At 37.8% G+C, this 19,567-nt stretch carries 17 protein-coding genes and 1 tRNA gene; 3 read left to right on the forward strand and 15 right to left on the reverse strand.

Annotation, left to right across the window (positions count from 1 at the left end; all coding sequences use genetic code 11):
- Positions 1-49: 49 nt before the first annotated feature.
- The gene (locus FFM51_RS00680) at positions 50-610 is read left to right on the forward strand and encodes a hypothetical protein (protein ID WP_137596742.1); all 561 of its coding nucleotides are present in this window, start codon (positions 50-52) and stop codon (positions 608-610) included.
- 339 nt (positions 611-949) lie between these two features.
- Here FFM51_RS00680 and FFM51_RS00685 read toward each other — a convergent pair whose 3' ends face one another.
- On the reverse strand, positions 950-1,237 hold the full coding sequence (locus FFM51_RS00685; protein ID WP_137596743.1) for a hypothetical protein: 288 nt from the start codon (positions 1,235-1,237) through the stop codon (positions 950-952).
- A 103-nt stretch (positions 1,238-1,340) separates the two neighbouring features.
- Between FFM51_RS00685 and FFM51_RS00690 the strand changes: the two genes are divergently transcribed.
- Positions 1,341-2,510, forward strand: coding sequence for a DUF2075 domain-containing protein (locus FFM51_RS00690; RefSeq protein ID WP_137596744.1), 1,170 nt, complete (start codon positions 1,341-1,343; stop codon positions 2,508-2,510).
- A 74-nt stretch (positions 2,511-2,584) separates the two neighbouring features.
- On the opposite strand, the gene rlmH is transcribed toward FFM51_RS00690, so the two are convergent.
- The 7 genes from rlmH to yycF form a co-directional block, all read right to left on the reverse strand.
- Positions 2,585-3,064, reverse strand: coding sequence for a 23S rRNA (pseudouridine(1915)-N(3))-methyltransferase RlmH (gene rlmH, locus FFM51_RS00695; protein WP_137596745.1), 480 nt, complete (start codon positions 3,062-3,064; stop codon positions 2,585-2,587).
- Positions 3,065-3,676: 612 nt separating this feature from the next.
- Positions 3,677-4,969 carry a S1C family serine protease gene (locus FFM51_RS00700; protein WP_137596746.1) on the reverse strand — a complete coding sequence of 431 codons (1,293 nt, stop codon included), beginning with the start codon at positions 4,967-4,969 and terminating at the stop codon, positions 3,677-3,679.
- Positions 4,970-5,074: 105 nt separating this feature from the next.
- Complete coding sequence (locus FFM51_RS00705) at positions 5,075-5,881, reverse strand: MBL fold metallo-hydrolase (RefSeq protein ID WP_137596747.1); 807 nt, start codon at positions 5,879-5,881, stop codon at positions 5,075-5,077.
- Positions 5,882-5,896: 15 nt separating this feature from the next.
- Entirely contained in the window at positions 5,897-6,727 is an 831-nt protein-coding gene (locus FFM51_RS00710) for a two-component system regulatory protein YycI (protein ID WP_137596748.1), read from the reverse strand.
- A 17-nt stretch (positions 6,728-6,744) separates the two neighbouring features.
- Positions 6,745-8,052 (reverse strand): YycH family regulatory protein, encoded by a 1,308-nt coding sequence (locus tag FFM51_RS00715; protein ID WP_170999529.1) that lies wholly within the window; start codon positions 8,050-8,052, stop codon positions 6,745-6,747.
- A complete protein-coding gene (gene walK / locus FFM51_RS00720; protein ID WP_137596750.1) occupies positions 8,033-9,895 on the reverse strand; it encodes a cell wall metabolism sensor histidine kinase WalK in 1,863 nt (620 codons plus the stop codon). Before walK ends, FFM51_RS00715 begins: the two co-directional genes overlap by 20 nt.
- A gap of 14 nt (positions 9,896-9,909) precedes the next feature.
- A complete protein-coding gene (yycF, locus tag FFM51_RS00725) occupies positions 9,910-10,611 on the reverse strand; it encodes a response regulator YycF (RefSeq protein ID WP_137596751.1) in 702 nt (233 codons plus the stop codon).
- A gap of 218 nt (positions 10,612-10,829) precedes the next feature.
- On the opposite strand from yycF, the gene FFM51_RS00730 reads away from it, so the two are divergent.
- Positions 10,830-10,902 (forward strand) — tRNA-Lys (locus FFM51_RS00730).
- 289 nt (positions 10,903-11,191) lie between these two features.
- Here FFM51_RS00730 and FFM51_RS00735 read toward each other — a convergent pair.
- From FFM51_RS00735 to FFM51_RS00765, 7 genes are all read right to left on the reverse strand, one after another.
- Positions 11,192-12,115 carry an NADP-dependent oxidoreductase gene (locus FFM51_RS00735; protein ID WP_137596752.1) on the reverse strand — a complete coding sequence of 308 codons (924 nt, stop codon included), beginning with the start codon at positions 12,113-12,115 and terminating at the stop codon, positions 11,192-11,194.
- A 9-nt stretch (positions 12,116-12,124) separates the two neighbouring features.
- The gene (spxB, locus tag FFM51_RS00740) at positions 12,125-13,873 is read right to left on the reverse strand and encodes a pyruvate oxidase (protein ID WP_137596753.1); all 1,749 of its coding nucleotides are present in this window, start codon (positions 13,871-13,873) and stop codon (positions 12,125-12,127) included.
- 200 nt (positions 13,874-14,073) lie between these two features.
- A complete protein-coding gene (locus FFM51_RS00745) occupies positions 14,074-14,388 on the reverse strand; it encodes a hypothetical protein (RefSeq protein ID WP_137596754.1) in 315 nt (104 codons plus the stop codon).
- A 25-nt stretch (positions 14,389-14,413) separates the two neighbouring features.
- Positions 14,414-15,592 carry an MDR family MFS transporter gene (locus FFM51_RS00750; protein WP_137596755.1) on the reverse strand — a complete coding sequence of 393 codons (1,179 nt, stop codon included), beginning with the start codon at positions 15,590-15,592 and terminating at the stop codon, positions 14,414-14,416.
- A 77-nt stretch (positions 15,593-15,669) separates the two neighbouring features.
- Positions 15,670-17,055, reverse strand: coding sequence for a replicative DNA helicase (dnaB, locus tag FFM51_RS00755; RefSeq protein WP_137596756.1), 1,386 nt, complete (start codon positions 17,053-17,055; stop codon positions 15,670-15,672).
- 21 nt (positions 17,056-17,076) lie between these two features.
- Positions 17,077-17,529: a 50S ribosomal protein L9 gene (gene rplI / locus FFM51_RS00760; RefSeq protein WP_137596757.1), complete on the reverse strand. Its 453-nt coding sequence runs from the start codon at positions 17,527-17,529 to the stop codon at positions 17,077-17,079.
- 6 nt (positions 17,530-17,535) lie between these two features.
- The gene (locus FFM51_RS00765) at positions 17,536-19,557 is read right to left on the reverse strand and encodes a DHH family phosphoesterase (RefSeq protein WP_137596758.1); all 2,022 of its coding nucleotides are present in this window, start codon (positions 19,555-19,557) and stop codon (positions 17,536-17,538) included.
- Positions 19,558-19,567 lie beyond the last annotated feature (10 nt).

The following is a 19,567-nucleotide window of genomic DNA, read 5'->3' on the forward strand; positions in this document are numbered from 1 at the left end:
ATTTTATTTAAGTATACACTAAGTGTAATTAATTGAAGGAGGAATTTTCATTTTGACTAAATATAAAGCAGATATTGTTCCATTAAACGATAACAAGATCGGTACAAGCGCCCATGGTACAGCCACCTTTGAGGAGGACAGTGATCAATTAACCATCACAATCGAAATGTTTGATACACCAGCCAATACTGAACATTGGGAACATTTTCATGGTTTTCCAGATGACAAACCTGCTGATATCGCCACAGCCGCAGAAGATGTCAATCACGATGGCTTTGTTGACTTGATGGAAACTGAACCCGTCTCTGGCACCACCATGGTTCCATTTGATGATGCACCTGAAAATATGGATATCCCTCATGATCGTTATCCAGTATCAGACGGTAACGGACACTTCTTCTACACCAAAGTCGTCCCATTGAAAACATTACAGGCAAACTTTGAATCAGCTTTTGGCAGTAAAGAGCTTCAATTAGACAAACGTGTGATTTACATTCATGGTGTGCCACAAAGCCTAAAACTGCCAGACACAGTTGCCGGAATGGTAGCTGACTTTGATGCTCATGTTACCCTGCCAATTGCTGTTGGTAAAATCGAACGCGTTGATTAGAGGCAAACTATGCGAATAATTCACTTAATTGAATTACTAATCTATCTTATTGGTCTGGTTGGTATGCTCAATATGCATATGGACTTTGCAATGTATATGATGTTTACAGGAATGATTCTTCATAGTGCAAGTTGTTTACTTTGGCCGAATAAGAATAAACGATAATTATATAATAAGATATTAAAATGAACACCTGGTTATTTTTCCAGGTGTTTATTTTATTTGCGTATTTATCACTTTTATCAAATAAATAATAGGTGATTATTCTCAGTTACACCTAAAAATATCCTATTATTTCAGATTGCTCCATCTCCCAATAAGCATAACCGAAATAAATTTTTAAAATTTATTCACAAACCAATCACACCATTCCATTAAACTATCATCATTAGGAGCATTCTCGATTGCTAATTTCATAGCATCATACTTCTTTTTACCCTCATCTAAGCTAGAGGCAAAAGTAGTATTTACCAATGTACCAAATATTCCACAAGTAATTGAGACTACAGATCCTTGTTCTAAAGTTATTCGTGCAGTATTAGGTAATATTTCATCATAAATAATCTCATCACCTTCAGAACCAGTTTGGCCAATCGTAGTTCCATTTTCAAAGCTTACCCACTTCATATTTTGTACCCTCTTTCATTGAACTTAGTAATATAGTTATGTATAGAACATAGCACATCAACTGTGATATGCTAGAATGACTAATAAATTAGAGGTTATAACAATGAACGAAATTTTAAAAGAACAATTTTTTGTCGATGATCTTTCCAATGAACAAAAAAGCGTGATTACAGATATTAATACTTACATTAAACAAGGTCTCAACAGTGATCAACATTCAGTTGCTATCATTCAAGGGGCAGCAGGAACTGGAAAATCAGTTGTTTTGATGGAGCTAGTCCGTCAATATATGACCGACAAACGTTACAAAACATCTTTAGTGGTCAACCATCCAGAATTGTATAAAGCTTATCAAGATCTTGCAGAATCAATTCCGAATATGAAAGTCAATTCGATTCGTCGGCCAACCTCGTTGATTAACTATGCGCAAAAAAACCATAAGAACTATGATGTAATTTTTGTAGATGAAGCGCATCTATTATATTCTAAATCAGAACCTTATGCTCATTATCGTGGCCAAAATCAATTAACGGACTTAATGAATTTGGCCAAAGTCGTGGTAGTTGTGTACGATTTTGACCAAGTTTTCCAGTCAAAAATGTATTGGGACAAAGACTTACTCACTAAAACAATCGGTAAGCACCCGCACAAATCTTTTGATATGAATTTTCAATACCGAATGGCTGCAAGCGATGAACAAGCTGCATGGATGGATGATCTAACTGCCCAAAAACCCATGAAACATTTTCCAGATAACAGCGATTTTGTTTTTAAAGTGTTTGATACCGCTGGTGAATTATTCGAAAATATCAAAAAACGGAACAAAGAAGTTGGCATGAGTCGCGTTGTCGCAACTTCTGGTTTTCCACGAATTGATGGCCGCCACAATGTCGAAATGGATACGTTTAGCTTACCCTGGGATGAGTGGGATCCTCAACGTACTCACTGGGCTAAACGTGAAGGTTCAATTACCCAAGTGGGAACTATTTATACATTACAAGGCTTTGATTTAAATTATGTGGGAATGATTATCGGACCATCGTTTGGCTATGATGAAAAGACAGACACCATGACCATTATTCCCGAAAAATATTCCCACAAAGAAATTTTCAAAAAACGTAAAGATATTCAATTTACTCAAGACGAGTATAAGGAGTTCATTGCTAACGTGTTGAATGTGTTAATGAAGCGTGGTAAGTACGGTTTATATTTAACCGCTTATGACGATGCTTTACGAGAACGGCTAGTTAGTTTATATAAAAATAGAAAATAATATTGTTTATAACGGGCACTGAGATGAAACTATCATTATCTCAGTGCCCATTCTTTATTGTAGATAAACCTGCTTTACTTATGATACGGACTGCCCTCATTAATCATAAATGCTCGATAAATTTGCTCTGTCAGCACTAATCGCATCAATTGATGTGGCAACGTAAACCTGCCAAATGATATCTGGGCATCAGAACGTCGTATTACGTCTTGTGACAGCCCCAGAGAGCCGCCAATCACGAATGTAATATCAGAATGGCCATAAGTCGTTAACTGCTGTATTTCGGCCGCAAATTCCTCTGATGAACGCTCCTTTCCCTTGATCGCTAGTGCAAATACGTACTCGCGGTCTTTTATCTTACTCAAAATCCGCTGGCCTTCTTTACCCATCACATCATCCATTTCAGCCTGACTCAGTGACTCCGGGGCTTTTTCGTCGGGAACCTCGATAATTTCGAATTTACAAAATCGACCTAATCGTTTTGCATATTCTGCAATTCCTGCTTTGAAATACTTTTCTTTTAGTTTTCCCACACCAATTATTTTTATGTTCATAACTAGGCACCTTTCAACAAGTTTTCCACAAAGTTATCCACAGGTAAAACTTTTTATTCGTCAAACTTTCTTCAAAAAGTTTTTAAAGCCTATTGACTTCGTTTTATTTTAAAAATATTTATCCACAGTTTTACACAGAAACATTCGTTCGTAGTAGCTACTTTAGAACGTTGCTAAATCAACGCTCAGCGTTGTTACATTAATACGAACATCAAGTTATCAACAAGTAAACCTCCGTCCTGTGGATAACTTTTGAAACTGTTATAACAGTTATTATACTGGGCTTTATAATTTCTTAATAATTATACCAGAAAGTTTCCACATAGTTTTCCACAGATTATTTTCTAAAAAATTTTACTTGCAAACTGGCTACTGAACTACTTCATTTTTTTTAGTTTGTTTTGTTCGGTAAATTTAATGACTTTTAACCAGTTTTCGCGTATTTTACTCCAATAAATATATTTGTCGTTCGTCTTTTTCATTTATCACCTAATTTATATGTCTAAAAGTTGATTAAATCAGATAATTACGAACTTTAACCCAAAAAAAGAATGCGACAATCATCACTGCCGCATCCCCAAACAATCAAATATTAGTTATTCATTCCAATCTTTATTCACTACTACTTTCACTATTCAATGAGGACGTATTTTCTGTCAACTTAATCGTCGCTGACTTAAGTTTTCCATCACGGTAATATTTAACTGAAACCGAATCCCCAATTTTGTGTTTATATAAGACCTCTTTTAGCTTCGCTTCATCAGTAACCTTAGTGCCATCAAGCTCTGTAATGACATCGTATTTCTTCAATCCGGCATTACCAGCAGCTGACGGAGATAATGTCTTCATCACCACAATTCCCTTTGTAATGTTAGCAGGTAACTTCAGAATTGACTTTTGTTGTGCGGCCGAAACATTCTCTAATGAAACAAGCTCAATACCTAACGCCGGACGAGTGATCTTGCCGTTTTTGACCAGCTGATTAATAACACTCACAACCTCATTACTTGGAATCGAGAATCCCATTCCTTCAACGCTAGTCCCCTCATCATCTGAAGACAACTTCATTGAATTAATCCCAACAACCTGGCCAGCTAAATTAATTAATGGACCACCCGAGTTACCAGGGTTAATCGCAGCATCCGTTTGGATAACACTAGCATTCGCCGTTGTGTTACCAGAATTATCTTGCACCTGTACTGTTCGTTTCTTAGCTGAAATAATTCCCTCAGTAACGGACGTCGCATAGTCGGATCCTAGTGGAGATCCAATTGCTAATACACTTTGACCAGCTTCAATTTGATTAGAATTTCCAAAACTTGCCACTGTAGTAACATCAGCTGAGTTAATTTTCAAAACTGCTAGATCGGTAGTCGCATCTGTTCCCACAATTTTGGCATCTAACTTTTTCCCGCTGCTCAAAATCACTTCTAGTTTAGAAGAACCTGACACCACGTGATTGTTAGTAACGATATAAGCAGTATTGCCATCCTTCTTATAAATAACCCCTGATCCTTCACTAGCAGCTTCTAACGAGCTGTCAGATGACGAACTGGAGCTACTACTACTTTGCCCGAAAATTCCAGTGATTGAATCACTACTGCTAGACTGGGCTTGCAGATTAATTACTGAGACAACCGAAGCTTTGACTTGTTTAAAAGCTTTAGTTGATTGGCTAGTACCTTTAACATTACTCTGATTAACTTTTGTCCCGCCCGATTTACTTGATCCCGTCGGTACTGAAGAAGTAGTAGTGCTAAACCCGTTACTGATTAGATCGCCAGCACCGTATGCAACGCCACCGCCAATTAACCCAGCTACCAGCGCAATGACAGCAACTTTCCACCACGAATTTAATTTTTTCTTTGGTTTTGGATCAACCTGCTGATTATTGTTATTATCCATTTTATCGGCTAAAAGCCATCCCCCCTTAACAGTGTTTCACATGGAACAGCATACAAATTAAGTGTGAATAATGTGTGAAGTAAATTGCATAAATTATTTAAACAATTATAGGATCGATAATTTTGTGGGCGCATCCGGCTCTGTGTCATGTAAGTGAAAATCATGTTCCACGCCTAAATCATGCTCTTTCAGCATTGTGGCAACTGTCAGGTGTGCTAGTGAGCGCATATTATTTTCCTGACTTCGGTGACCTAAATAGATTTCCTTTGTTTTTCGACCAATCACAGCCATCATTGCATTGGCGCCATCCTCATTTGATAAATGACCCTCGTCGCCTAAAATTCGTTGTTTTAGTGGCCATGAATATGATCCCATTCGTAGCATTTCCATATCGTGGTTACATTCCATTAGGTAGGCATCAGCATCACCAATCGTTTTTGCCACTCGTTCTGACACATAACCTGTATCAGTCAAAACACAAAATACCTTACCATCGTGATGTACTTGATAGAATTGTGGCTGAGCAGCATCGTGTGAAACCGAAAAGCTCTCAACATCCATATCACCTAAGTCAAGAATCTTACCTGGCGCAAATAGATGCTTTTGTTCCACAGGGACCTTACCAATTTTATTGGCCATTGCATCCCAGGTTCCCTCATTAGCATACACATCTAGTCCGTACTTACGAGCTAGCACACCGACACCTCGGATATGATCACTATGTTCATGCGTTACGAACAATGAATCAACATCACTTAAATCGCGATTAATTTGATGCATCAAATCATTAATTTTTTTGCCACTTAATCCAGCATCAATTAATATCTTATGCTCTGGTGTCTCTAAATATGTAACATTGCCAGTACTGCCACTGGCTAAAACACTATATTTAAGCTGATCATTTTCTAACAAATTTTTTACTCCTCATTACTGACTACTTGAGCCATCGCTGGTCAGGTTCGTATTTGACTTGATTAATGTTCCGGTAAAGGCATTGATTCGTTTCGTTTGACTGCCACCAGTATTTTTTGTCTGGATATTAATGACCCATGTTGGGATATAGACAGTATTCCCTTTTAGTGACAATAACTTAGTATAGCCCAGTTTAGCCCACTTAATCTTGGAATTATTCGAAATTTCATTGTGTTGATACAACCAAATTACAGCCTTTTTCTGACTAATCGTGGCCTCTTTTTCACGTAATGTTTTAATCGCATGTAAATAGGTTTGCGTGTATCCCGTTACCTGATTCTTGGCGTTAACTCGAAACCGAATTTCACCATCAGTTGAGAGGACCTTTTCGCCAGGACCTTTTTGGACATATACAATTGCGTCATCATCTTGTTTAGTTAACTGCTCATCATAAACATAATGACTGCCGAATAACACTCGGTTTTGATTGGCTACCACTTTATTCAACACTTTTTGGGGAGCGTCGCGATCAATTGCAATCTGATTTTCAAACGAACTTGTTAGTTCATTATCAGTATAACGCACATTTTGATTACGTAACTGACCTGTTTTAGTCCCCAAAATACCACTACCATCGCTAGAAATATAATACCCAGCACCACGAGATGACGACAAGTCATCAACAGTGATAGAATCATCTTTCATTTCCTTCAAAATCGTTGCCTCACGACTACTATTTTTACTCGTAACCGTAAACTGATTATTCGATGCAAACGAAACAAACAAAAAGATATCAATCGCAATAAATGCAACTAAAAAAATCCATTGAATTCGCCGAAAATCCACGCGTTAGCGCCTCCCTCCTATTGATTAATCAAAGTTGCATAATTTTTCCATTTACCTTGGTAATAAACATAATATGTTGGTTTCAAATCAATTACCATACTTGAATCCTTATTTGTCTGCCATTCATAAGCCAAGCGAATATTTTTAATTTTATTTGTTTTAATCCCAGCTTGACCTAACTGATTCAACATTGATTTAGTTGATGGTAATTCTACTCGTTTAGCCCCATTGGGAACTGGCACTTGTAAACTATACAAAGAGAAAAAGAATTTTTGCTCGCCACTCTTTAAATATTTAATCTGAATCGCACCATACTCTGTCTGGTTAAAAATTGGAAAGCTTTCAACATAACCCCGATAAATTACTTTTCTCTGATTCAGGTTTGAGTGATCATACCGAATGTTCTCCAATGGGACGCCAATTCCACTTAATTGCTGAAAACTCTTTGTTAACAACCCATTGATCGTATTGGCACCCTTAGTTGAACTACCAAAATTTTCATAACTAACCGTGCCATTTTTGGTATTAACCAGCATGCGTTTATTAGAACCATTGGCATACGTAGTCACATGATCCTTTTTATGAACGGTCACAGCTGAAGAGCTCACAGAGTTAAGTAGTGTTGTCATAAAGCTGTTAGCACTTTGTTTATTCATCAAATAGCTATAGCTGGGCATAGAAATACTTTTAGGATAAGTCAGCATAAACCGGTTATTAATTAGTTGTTCTCGAACACTATATTGTTCAGTTTTACTATTAACTAACTGCTTAATTTTACTTATCTGCGGGTGTTTGGACACATGGACCCGATAAACTGCCATATTCTTGTCACTTAACAAATAAATATTGTTAGTATTCTTCAATGGAATGATAATCCGGTTAAATTGTTTTAACTGGTGTTTATTAATCGACTGACCAAAAGTTTTATTAAAAATCGTTGTTGACACCTGACTCGGGTAATTTAATGCAATTGTATTTTTTTGCATCAAATATTTTTTATACTGCCCCTGATCTTGGCTTGTTAATCTACTTATGTTACCCAGTTTCCAATTATTTAACTTTTGCTTTAACGAAAGTACTAAGTTGACTTTTTTTGCATGTAATAAATACTGTGAGCCTTTCTGATTTGTTTTAATCACCTGTGTTGGTAAAAAAATATCAGAAATCGACTTACTAGCCAATTGACTCTGACTACTAGTATCAGTTTCACGGCCACGTTCATATCTTGCGGGATTAGTCCAGATGAACCATGATAAAACTAAACTAATTAAAACCGCAATTGTCAGTAAAATTGGTAACCAGTTATCACGAATTCTCCGAATCATCTTCCCATTCATCCCCTTCATAAGGTACGTAAGGTAGCGAGATATAAAATGTGGATCCTTTACCTTCAACACTATCAACCCAAATTTGACCACCTAACAATCCAATCACTTCTTTCGAGATTGCTAGGCCTAGTCCAGTTCCACCTTGTTTGCGAGAACGTGCTTTATCAACTCGGTAGAAACGATCAAAGATATGGGGGAGATCTGCCCGCGGGATTCCCAATCCCTGGTCAGAAACACTCATAATAACATGGTTGTGGGTCTCTAGTAATCGAGCAGTGATTACACTTCCATCTGGCGAATACTTGACCGCGTTATTCATCAAATTATCGACTACTTGGGTAAACTTATCAGTGTCAATTTCAACCCAAAGATCCTTTTTGGTAAATAACCGATCGATCGTGTATTTTTTAGCCGGATGATCATCGTTTTTAAGAATCATATCAAACCGATTTAGAATATAGTTAAATAATTCATTCAAGTTCACATATTCTAAATTAAGTTTCGCCGTCCCTGAATCCATTCTTGAGAGGCTTAACAAATCATTAATCATCCGAATCATGCGTTCCGTTTCATCCTGAACCACCTTCAAAAAGCTAGGAGCAACTTCCGGATCTTGCCAAGCACCATCAGAAAGTGCCTCAACATAGCTACGAACACTAGTTAGCGGTGTCCGTAATTCATGTGACACATTCGAAACAAACTGTTTACGATCACGATCAACTTTTTGTTGTTCAGTAATATCATGCAACACACAAACCAATCCACTAATAAAACCAGATTCTCGCTGAATTAGAGAAAAGTAAGCATGCAAAATTAATTCATGATCACCATGCGAAAAATCAAGAATAATCTCATCTTGATTATCTAAAAGTTCACGAATCGTATAGTCTTTACGAATATCCAATACATCCAGAATAGATTTATTCTGAACATCTTCTTCAGTAGTAGACAGTAAATCTGCCGCAGTTTCATTAATAATTGTGACGTTACCACGACGATCTGTAGCAAGCACACCATCAGACATATGAGTCAGAACTCCATCAAGTCGTCGGCGTTCTGCTTCAGTTGAGTCTTGTGCTTCTTCCACCCGCACAGATAAATTATTAACAGCTCCGGCTAGTTGGCCCAGCTCATCATTACCATAAACATGCACCTGGCCGGTAAAATCACCGCGGGCTATTCGAATCGTCTGTTTTTTCATCTCATCAATCGGCCGAGTTATTGCCCGGGAAATAACAATCGCCATTAATAGTCCCAAGATAATAGCAATTAATGCTGCCGATAAGTAAATCAATGTAATATTGTTGATATTAGCGTACACACCTTCTAGGCTAGCACGCATGTAGAGTACACCCACAACATTATTGTTGCTACTTGATGAGTTTAATAATGGTACGACTGAAATATAGTAACGATTGTGATTACCGTTATCGTAAGTATTTTCACTGTATGAGCGATTATTATAAATGGCATTTTTTACATTTTCATCAGTCGTTTTTTGGCCAACAATTGACTGATCATTAGCATCACTACTACCGCGAACAACACCTTTGTTATCAATTACCCGAATTTCAGTAATATTGGCATTATTAACGTCCGACAAAATTTGGCGAATTTCTTTATTCGCTTTTTTAGTACTGGAGCGCGTTAATTGAGTTGATAATGAGTTATCAACATATGAAGGCAGCTCAATTTGTTGCTTAAAAGTGTTCAAATTTTGGTGTTCCAATTGACGCACAAAAACCGCCCCAACGACTTCGAGCGTGATTAATAGCATCAGCGCGAATACCAGAGCGATTTTAAAATGGATCGATTGAAAGAATTTAATCTTGCTATTCAAATGCTTGCGTACTCCTAATCATTTTCAGGATTGTTCAAATAATAACCAACGCCACGTCGAGTGATTAGCCACGATGGATGACTGGCATTATCTTCAATCTTTTCGCGTAACCGACGAACTGTCACATCAACCGTTCGAACATCGCCAAAATAATCGTATCCCCAAACTGTTTGTAACAAATGTTCTCGAGTCATTACTTGACCGATATGTTGTGCTAAATAATGTAGTAACTCAAATTCACGATGAGTTAAATCAATATTGTCGCCTCGTTTGGAGACGGTATAAGCATCTGGATGAATTGTTAAATCGCCGACTTCAATATCAGCATTTTCATCTGGCGCGGTTGTCTCCACTGTTTCTTGGCGGCGCAAGTTTGCTTTAACTCGCGCAACTAATTCACGATTTGAGAACGGCTTAGTTACATAGTCATCAGCACCCAGCTCCAGCCCCAAAACTTTATCTAATTCAGAATCTTTGGCAGTTACCATAATAATTGGTGTTGTACGGTTGGCACGAACTCGCTTGGCAACTTCTAAGCCGTCCACTTTAGGTAACATCAAATCTAAAATAATTAGATCTGGCTTCTCATCTTCAACTTTTTCAAGTGCTTCTTCACCATCGTAAGCGACAACGACTTCATAACCTTCTTTAGACAGGTTAAATTTGATAATATCTGAAATTGGTTTTTCATCATCAACAACTAAAACTTTTTTCATTAGCGAATTCCTCCTGCAACTGCAGTTTTATCTATTTAAATACTTAACTATTCTTATTTTTCTTTTAATTCAAACAGGTATATTATACCACATCACTATTATCGAATAAGATTGCCCTTTAAAGCAAGATTAAACTATTCTCATTTATCAATTTTTAATGCAAACAGTATTGACTAAGCTTTCGAATTTATGATAGTATACTTAAGTCGATTAATTATGGGCAGTTAGCTCAGCTGGCAGAGCAACGGACTCTTAATCCGTGGGTCCAGGGTTCGATCCCCTGACTGCCCATTAATCATAATTAACCCGTAATCACGCAGTGTAAATCCACCGTGGTTGCGGGTTTTTCATTTACCCAAAAAATACCATGTTAGAACATACATGATAGTCGTCAAAATATATCACATAACTATAAAAACATCCAATATAGTCAATTTTGATGTTTCACATGGAACATTATTAGCTGGTAATCACTAACCTAATTACATAAAAACCTCTTGTGGTGGTCAATAAAATCAAATTGACTTTGTTGACCACCACAAGAGGTTTATACCAAACAATTTATTTGCATATTACGTTTTTACTTAACTAACACTACTCTTCCTGGCGCATGGCGCTGTTCCAATAATTGATGACCCTCTACTACCCCAGTTAAAGTTAATGGTAGCTCTTTAAATACCTTAACAGTTAGTGAGCCATCTTCTAGCATTTCAGCCAGTTTTTGCAACGCAATCTGATCATGCTCAGCATCAATCGGCCGGATATGCTCAAATTTGACGTTTGGCTTATTCGATAAGTCGGTAGCATCGCCCACAGACGCCGCACTACCACCATCTTTTATCACATCACTTATCAAAGATGGATTCTTCCCATCCAAGGCCGCATTAATAACAATATCAGCCTGATTAGCAAATTTTTCATTAATGTTTTCTTGATCATAGAGCCCAACTTCATCAACGCCCAGTTCTTTCATCAGAGTTTCATTTTTAGAAGATCCTATTCCAATCACGTGAGCACCTAATTTTTTAGCAACTTGAACTACAATCGAACCCACACCACCAGTTGCACCATTTACTATGACAGTATCACCGGCCTGTACCTGGGTAAAATATGAAACTGCATTATATGCTGTAATTCCCGGGGTAATAATGGTTACAGCTTTTGAAACAGAAACACTATCTGGCTTTTTAACCAATCTTTTGGCCGTTGTTTTCACTTTAGTTGCATACGCTGGTCCAGCATGCGCAATTACAACCTCGCCAGGTGCAAAATTATCAACTGCTTTGCCAACCGCAATAATTTTGCCAACAACATCTCGTCCTGGAATAATTGGAAACTTATCACCACCAAATTCACCGGCCCGTTGGCTTCGTTCAAAATTATTCAAACCAACTGCCAATGTTTCTATGATGACCTGAGTGTCTTTTGTAATTTGTGGCTCTGCATTCGTAAATTCCTCAAAAACTTCCGGACCACCAAATGTTTGATAACCAAATGTTTTCATAATTGCACCTCACTCAACATTATATTGATGTAACAGCTGATTGATTGGGATTAATCCATCGGCCCGATATTGTTTAACAAATGCATCTACGTCAGCTTGAGAGTGCTGCTCATCTTTTTCCAGTACCAATTGTTCAACAGGTAATGGTCGGTCATTGGCAATTTTAACATCAATTACAACCGGCCCCGTCGCATTTTTAGCTTCATCAAAGGCGTGTTTTAACTCATCTAATGTCCTGACTTCAAAACCTTGCGCTCCTAACGCAGTAGCTGCATCACCAAATTGTGCATCAATCAAATCAACGCCAGAATGCGGTTGCTGCGTGTCATCTTGTTCAGCTTCGATAAAACCTAATGATTTATTGGTGAGCACAACATTAATAATTGGTTGCTGATACTTAACTTGCGTCAAAATATCGTGCATCACCATCGTATAACCACCATCACCACTAATTGAAAATACCTGCCGATTAGGGTATGAAACCTGTGCTCCAATGGCAGTTGGTAAGGCGTACCCCATCGTTGCATACCATCCAGATGTTGTAATCTTTTGGGTCGGTTTCATTCTCAACAAACGTACACCATCAATCGTAACGTTTCCTACATCTAATGCAAAAATTGCATCATCGCTTGCAATCCGATTAATTTGATCAAAAACTGAATCAACATTTAGTGGCTGTTTGTCTTCATCAACAAATTTGGCCAGCCACTCAATCCAATTCTTCTTATTGGCTAACATGGCATCATAAAACGGTCGCTTATCTGCGGCGGTTGTCTTTGCTACCATTGCCGCTAAAGTTGTCTTAGCATCAGCCAAGATTCCAACATCAACGTGATGACGCTTACCAATATTAGTCGGCTTAACATCAACTTGAATGAACTTGGCATCTGCACTAAAGAAATATGGCGCAAAAGGAAAATTACTACCGATAAATAGGATTGCATCAGCTGATCTTGCAGCTTCAACTCCTGGTTTAGTTGCTACTCGACCAGCACTCCCCATATAAGCGGGATCACTATCAGCGATAACTCCCTTTGCTAGTGCAGATGACATCAAAGGAATCTTTAATTGATCAGACAGCTGTTTAAGTTCCTTAGCGGCCATTTTAGCACCTAAACCAAAATAAATTAGTGGCTTTTTAGCATTTGCTAAGATATCGACAGCTCGTTTTACTGCGTCTTGATCTGGTAATTGATAGCTGTTGGTGACAGCATAGTTACCGGCATTCGAAACATAATTATCATCTATTTGTGCCCAACCAAGATCTTTAGGCAGTGTCACTACCGCTACGCCAGAGTGCTCATAGGCCTGTGAAATAGCTTGATCGACCACTGCTGGTAATTGATCTGCAGTCATCACTGTACGATTATATACAGCCACATCTGCAAAGATTGGGTTTTCATTAAGTTCTTGAAAATACTCGGTATTCATAAAATCTGTTCCAACTTGTCCCACTAGTGCTAAAACAGGAGCGTGATCATGCTTAGCATCATACAATCCATTTAATAGATGAACAGCTCCTGGACCCGCAGAACCAAATGTAACACCAATCTTACCGGTAAGTTTTGCTTCGCCCGATGCTGCGATAGCGCCCGTTTCTTCATGACGTACTTGAATATAGTTCATGGTATTCTGACGGTTAAATAATGCATTCATCGTTGAATCAAATGAACCACCAGGTAGACCAAAAATATGATCAATCTTCCAATCCTCTAAAACTTTGATCATCGCATCTGCGGCATTAATTTTTGTTGTCATATTGAAACATCCTCCTTAAATTAGCTGTTAAATTGAACACGTTTACAATAGTACACTTACTAAAAATAAGCAATTATCTTGTTCAATTATTTTTAGTAATTTTAGCTTGTTTGTATTCATACTTTCAGCATAATAAAAAAACCGCCCAAGGCATAATAAAATGCTTAGTAGCGATTTAAAGGACTGTTAAAATAATTAGATTATTGGTTAAAAATCATTGATCGAGAAATTTGAACGTGTGAATGCTTTGTCTTGCCAATCACACCTTCTTTATCTTGATTAACCAGAAATTCATCACATTTGCGACATTGTGGACACATTAGCACGATTTGATAACATGGTGAACCATCATTATTTGCAGCCATCACATTTCTTTCAGCGATTACCATGGAATTATTCTGACAATTTTGACACTCAACATTTAACTCCATATTCTCTTGAAAGGGATCAACTGATCTTCCTACCATGCCAAAACGGTCCTCGCCATACTCATGTTCATATTCATAAATAAACATCTCTAGTCGACACCTCTACACTAAACTATTTAAAATAATGAGCTTTATTGCCTTGCAAGCTAACAATTGTAACCACAATTATTCCAACTGCAACAATTGACAGCGAACAAACCACGAAAAGAATCCTGTATGAAAATCCTTCAATAATCATTCCACCAAAAAGGGGACCTAGCGCTTTTCCGGCAGAAGAAAAAGCATTCATTAACCCTTGATACTTTCCCTTAGCTTCTAGTGGCGATAAATCATTGACAATTGCCGGCATTGTTGGAAATGCAGTTGCTTCACCAATCGTTAACACCACCATTGCCGCAACAAATGCAGCATAATTATGGGCAAATAATAAAATCACAAAGGACAGGGCACAAAATAAAATCCCTAGATATACTTGCAAATAGATATTCTTTAGATAATGGGCTAACCAATTAATGATAATCTGCAAAACAACAATTAAACCAGCATTGATTGTCCATAATAAACTATATAGAGTCATCGGAATCCCCATATCAGTAACATAGACAGATAAATTACTAACCCATTGCTCATACATAATCCAAATTATTCCCAGGGAAATAAAAAAAGTCCACATAATTGTTGCGTTTGGTCGACTAAGTTTAATCGACTGCGCTTGTTTTCCCTTTTTCTTCATAATCTGGCTGGTATCAACATGGTAGAAACGGACTGCCACTACAAAATAAAAAGCATATAAAATGGTTGTTAAAGCAAACATTACCGAAACACTACCGTGATAAACAAACCCAACAATCGAAGTTCCCAAAACGATTCCTAAATTTGCCGCAAAGTACAGCATATTAAAAACATATCGCCCATCTCTACTGTGAATTAACGTTCCTAATGAATTAATTAGGGTTGTGAGCCAACCATTAAAAAAACCGACAATTCCCAACAAAATAGGATAAGCAGGCCAATGATTAATAAAAATCAACACAATCATCGCTGCCATATCCACTAATAAACCACCTATTATTAATAAACGGGGATTATAACGATCAAATAAACTACCACTCAAATAACTACCCACAACATTGGTACCTGAATATAACAGTAAAACAAAACCAATCACAGTTAACGACTGATGTAATTCGTTGTGTAAATAAATCGTTGTGAGCGGCCAAATAAAACTTGTTCCAACGCTACTCAAAAAGGAACCTGTCACCAGCCAACGTAACCTAATTTCTTGCCGCATGGGCCACCTCCACACTACCGCTCCATTAAAGGAACCCTGACTCAAAAAGAATCAGGGCACTTTTTTTTACTATTTAATTAATCATTTCCCGGGACATACGCAATTGACGAGAATTTATTATATGACTTCACAAATAACAACTTAACCGTTCCACGTGGACCGCTTCGGTTTTTTTCAATAATGACTTCAACCTCACCGACGTTTTCATCATTGTCACGCGGGTCTTGGGGGCTATCATCATCGTCATTATCACGTTCATAATAATCATCACGATACAAGAAACCAACAATATCAGCATCTTGTTCGATCGAACCAGACTCACGAATATCCGAAAGAACTGGACGTTTATCTTGTCGTTGTTCCACTCCTCTAGAGAGTTGCGACAAGGCAATGACAGGCACATTTAGTTCTTTTGCCAGCTTTTTTAATTGCCGTGAAATATCAGAAACTTCTTGTTGCCGATTTTCACGGTTCGTACCTTCAATTAATTGCAGATAATCAATCACAATTAAGCCTAAATTACCTTGTTCTTTCGCTAAACGACGACATTTAGCCCTAATCTCAGCGATCTTAATTCCTGCAGTATCATCAATGTAGATACTGGTCTTGGATAAACTACCCATTGCAACCACGAGATTACGCCATTCTTCTTCGCTTAATTGTCCAGTCCTTAAATGATTGGCATCGATACTACCTTCAGCACAAAGCATCCGGTTGACCAATGACTGCGCACTCATTTCCAGACTAAAAATAGCAACCGTTTTATCAGTTTGTGTTCCAACATTTTGCGCTATATTAAGTGCAAATGCTGTTTTACCAACTGCAGGTCGAGCAGCTAAAATAACTAATTCGTCTTCATGTAACCCGGTCGTCATCTTGTCCAGCTGCGGGTACCCAGTAGATAAGCCAGTCACATCTGAATCATTTTGCGATAAGCGATCAATTTCTTCAAAAGCTTCCTTTAAAACATCCTTAATTTCCTTGAAGCCATCTTGATTCCTAGTTTCTGCAACATTTAGAATTGATCGCTCTGCCTCGTCAAGCAGATCAGGAACTTCCTCTTCGCCCGTATAACTTCTAGTAACAATATCAGTTGCCGTAGAAATCAGCTTTCGAAGAACTGACTTTTCTTGCACAATTTTAGCATAGTAAATAACATTTGCTGCCGTGGGTACCGCTTCGGCCAGCTCAACAATGTAGCTAAACCCACCAATATCTTCCAATTGGTTTGTTTTATCCAGTTGTTCACGCATCGTTAATGCATCAATTGGTTTATCTTGGTCGTTTAAATCGACCATTTTTTGAAAAATAATTTGATGTGCCCGCCGATAAAAATCCTCGGGTTGTACATATTCCATGGCCTCCACCAACGCATCCCCGCTCAAAAAAGCAGCTCCTAAAACTGCTTTTTCAGCTTCGATGTTTTGGGGTGGTGTTTGGTCACTTAAAACATCATTATTCATGTTGGCTTCGTCCTTTTTTACTTATTTTTCAGCTACATGCACTCTGATGGTGGCTGTAACCTGTGGGAATAACTTAACTGGCACATTGCTATATCCTAGTGCCCGGATTGGTTCTGCTAGTTCAATTTTACGTTTATCTAATTTGATTTGATACTGAGCTGACAGTGCCTGCGCAATTTGCTTGCTTGGAATTGAACCAAACAAACGACCATCTGTCCCCGCTTTAGCCGTCAATTCAACCACTGTCTCATCTTTTTCCAGTCTTTCTTTAATTGCTTGAGCATCGGCCAATAATTCAGCTTCTTTTTTCTGTTCTGCGCGCTGCTGCCCCTTAAGCGCACTCATCGCAGAGTTGGTAGCAGCCTTGGCCTTACCCTTTTTAATTAAAAAATTTTGAGCATAACCATCAGGAACCTCTTTAACTTCACCGCGTTTACCACGACCTTTTACATCTTCTAAGAAAATAACCTTCATCCGTGATCACTCCTCATCTTGTTTTTCTTCGTTATTTGCATCACTTTCTAGTAATTCAATCAACTGTTCCTTAACTTCTGATACAGTTTTATCTTTAATTTGGGTAGCCGCATTCGATAAATGACCACCGCCACCTAACTGCTCCATAATTACCTGAACATTAAAATCACCAATTGATCGCGCGGAGATACCAACTGTACCATCATCACGCAGTGTAATGACAAACGAAGCATCAACACCAGCCATTTGCAACAAAGAATCAGCCGTTTGGGCTGTTGTTACAGAATCATATACCTGATCGTCTTCACCGGCGCATAATGCCATTTTATCATCAATGAAAGTAACTGTAGCAATTAGATGATTTCTTTGCAAGTAACTATCGACATTTTCTTTCATGAACTTCTGAATCAAAATACCATCAGCACCTGCAGAACGCAAGTAACTGGCTGCATCAAAAGTTCTTGTCCCCACGCGTAAGGTAAACGACTTCGTGTCTACTTGAATTCCAGTTAACATTGCTGTTGCTTCAATTTTATTAATCGGTTCACCTTCACGTGGTTGATACTCGAACATTTCAGTAATTAGCTCACATGTCGATGAAGCATAGGGTTCAATATAAACCAGAATTGGATTTTCTGGAAATTCCTCCCCGCGGCGGTGATGATCAATAATCATAACACGATTTTGTAATTTATTATATAGTTGTTCAGACATTGAAATAGTAGGCTTGGAGTGATCGACCATCACCAGTAAACTCTTCGTGGTAGCTTTTTCTTCTGCCTCTTCAACCGTGATGATATGATCTTTAATATCTTGGTAGCCATCAATTTCAGTTAATAAACGATTAATATCAGAATGTAAATGAGCTTGATCTAACACAATCCAGCAATCTTGCCCGTTCATTTTCGCAATCCGCCTAATTCCCAGACAAGCACCTAATGAATCCATATCTGGAATCCGATGTCCTTGCACAAATATTTGATCTGACTCATTCATTAATTCTTGAAGCGCCTGACTAATCATCCGCGCACGCACACGTGTCCGTTTTTCCATTGGATTGGTTTTACCACCATAGAAACGAGCTTGTTGACCATCAGCCTTCACCACAACCTGGTCACCACCCCGTCCTAGTGCCAAATCCAAATTACTTTGTGCTAAATCAGCTAACTTATTAAGGTCAGAATCGCCGTAGGCCACACCCACACTAAGCGTCACAGGTGAATTTTGCTTTGATGTATTTTCACGAATAACATCTAAAATACTAAACTTATTTTTTTCAATATTTTCTAGCGTTATTTGATGGCCTAAAATTAAGTAGTCATCATCATCGATAACTTTCATAAATAAGCCATACTTTTGGGCCCAATCACCAATTTCAGAAGTTACATAGTTATGGAGATTAGAAACTTCAGAATCAGACATTCCCTGTGTGATTTCAGCATAGTTATCTAAATAAATATTTCCTAAAATTACCTTCTCATTTTGATACCGCTCGTCAATCTTGGCGTAGTGCGTCACATCCATTAAATAAACCACACGAAAGTTTGGTTGGACTAATAATGAAAAACGGTGTTGCATCCATTCAACCGTAACTGGCTTTGTTGCATCTTGATTATCTTCAATCAATTTAGCAAGCTGTTCGTCAACATCTACTAATTTTTTACCGACGACTTCATTTTCAAAATATGTAACCATATATGGATTGATCCATTCAATCTCTTGCTTTTCATCAAACACAATCATTCCAACTGGCATTTGAATTAATGCCTCTTGTTCACCACGTTTTATCCGGTAAGATAAATCAGAAATATATTCGTTTGTATCAGAAACAATCCTTTTTAATAGATTTAAAACAAAATATAATCCTACGATGACTAAAACGAGCATTATAATGCCTAATACCCAACTAGTCATAAAAGTAAATATAATTCCTAGTGCAGATACAGCAAACATAAAGAGCGTTACCCAACGAATACTAGCATTTCGCAGAAAAAAGGGTAAATTTTCACGTTCAAAAAAACGATTCATAATAGTCTCC

The organism is Paucilactobacillus kaifaensis (assembly GCF_005405145.1).
GTDB classification, from domain to species: Bacteria; Bacillota; Bacilli; order Lactobacillales; family Lactobacillaceae; genus Paucilactobacillus; species Paucilactobacillus kaifaensis.

Coding starts and splice junctions, on each gene's coding strand:
- FFM51_RS00685 (WP_137596743.1), bottom strand. CDS start 1,237: ATGAAGTGGGTAAGCTTTGAAAATGGAACTACGATTGGCCAAACTGGT.
- FFM51_RS00690 (WP_137596744.1), top strand. CDS start 1,341: ATGAACGAAATTTTAAAAGAACAATTTTTTGTCGATGATCTTTCCAAT.
- rlmH (WP_137596745.1), bottom strand. CDS start 3,064: ATGAACATAAAAATAATTGGTGTGGGAAAACTAAAAGAAAAGTATTTC.
- FFM51_RS00700 (WP_137596746.1), bottom strand. CDS start 4,969: ATGGATAATAACAATAATCAGCAGGTTGATCCAAAACCAAAGAAAAAA.
- FFM51_RS00715 (WP_170999529.1), bottom strand. CDS start 8,052: ATGATTCGGAGAATTCGTGATAACTGGTTACCAATTTTACTGACAATT.
- yycF (WP_137596751.1), bottom strand. CDS start 10,611: ATGAAAAAAGTTTTAGTTGTTGATGATGAAAAACCAATTTCAGATATT.
- FFM51_RS00735 (WP_137596752.1), bottom strand. CDS start 12,115: ATGAAAACATTTGGTTATCAAACATTTGGTGGTCCGGAAGTTTTTGAG.
- spxB (WP_137596753.1), bottom strand. CDS start 13,873: ATGACAACAAAAATTAATGCCGCAGATGCGATGATCAAAGTTTTAGAG.
- FFM51_RS00745 (WP_137596754.1), bottom strand. CDS start 14,388: ATGTTTATTTATGAATATGAACATGAGTATGGCGAGGACCGTTTTGGC.
- FFM51_RS00750 (WP_137596755.1), bottom strand. CDS start 15,592: ATGCGGCAAGAAATTAGGTTACGTTGGCTGGTGACAGGTTCCTTTTTG.
- dnaB (WP_137596756.1), bottom strand. CDS start 17,055: ATGAATAATGATGTTTTAAGTGACCAAACACCACCCCAAAACATCGAA.
- rplI (WP_137596757.1), bottom strand. CDS start 17,529: ATGAAGGTTATTTTCTTAGAAGATGTAAAAGGTCGTGGTAAACGCGGT.
- FFM51_RS00765 (WP_137596758.1), bottom strand. CDS start 19,557: ATGAATCGTTTTTTTGAACGTGAAAATTTACCCTTTTTTCTGCGAAAT.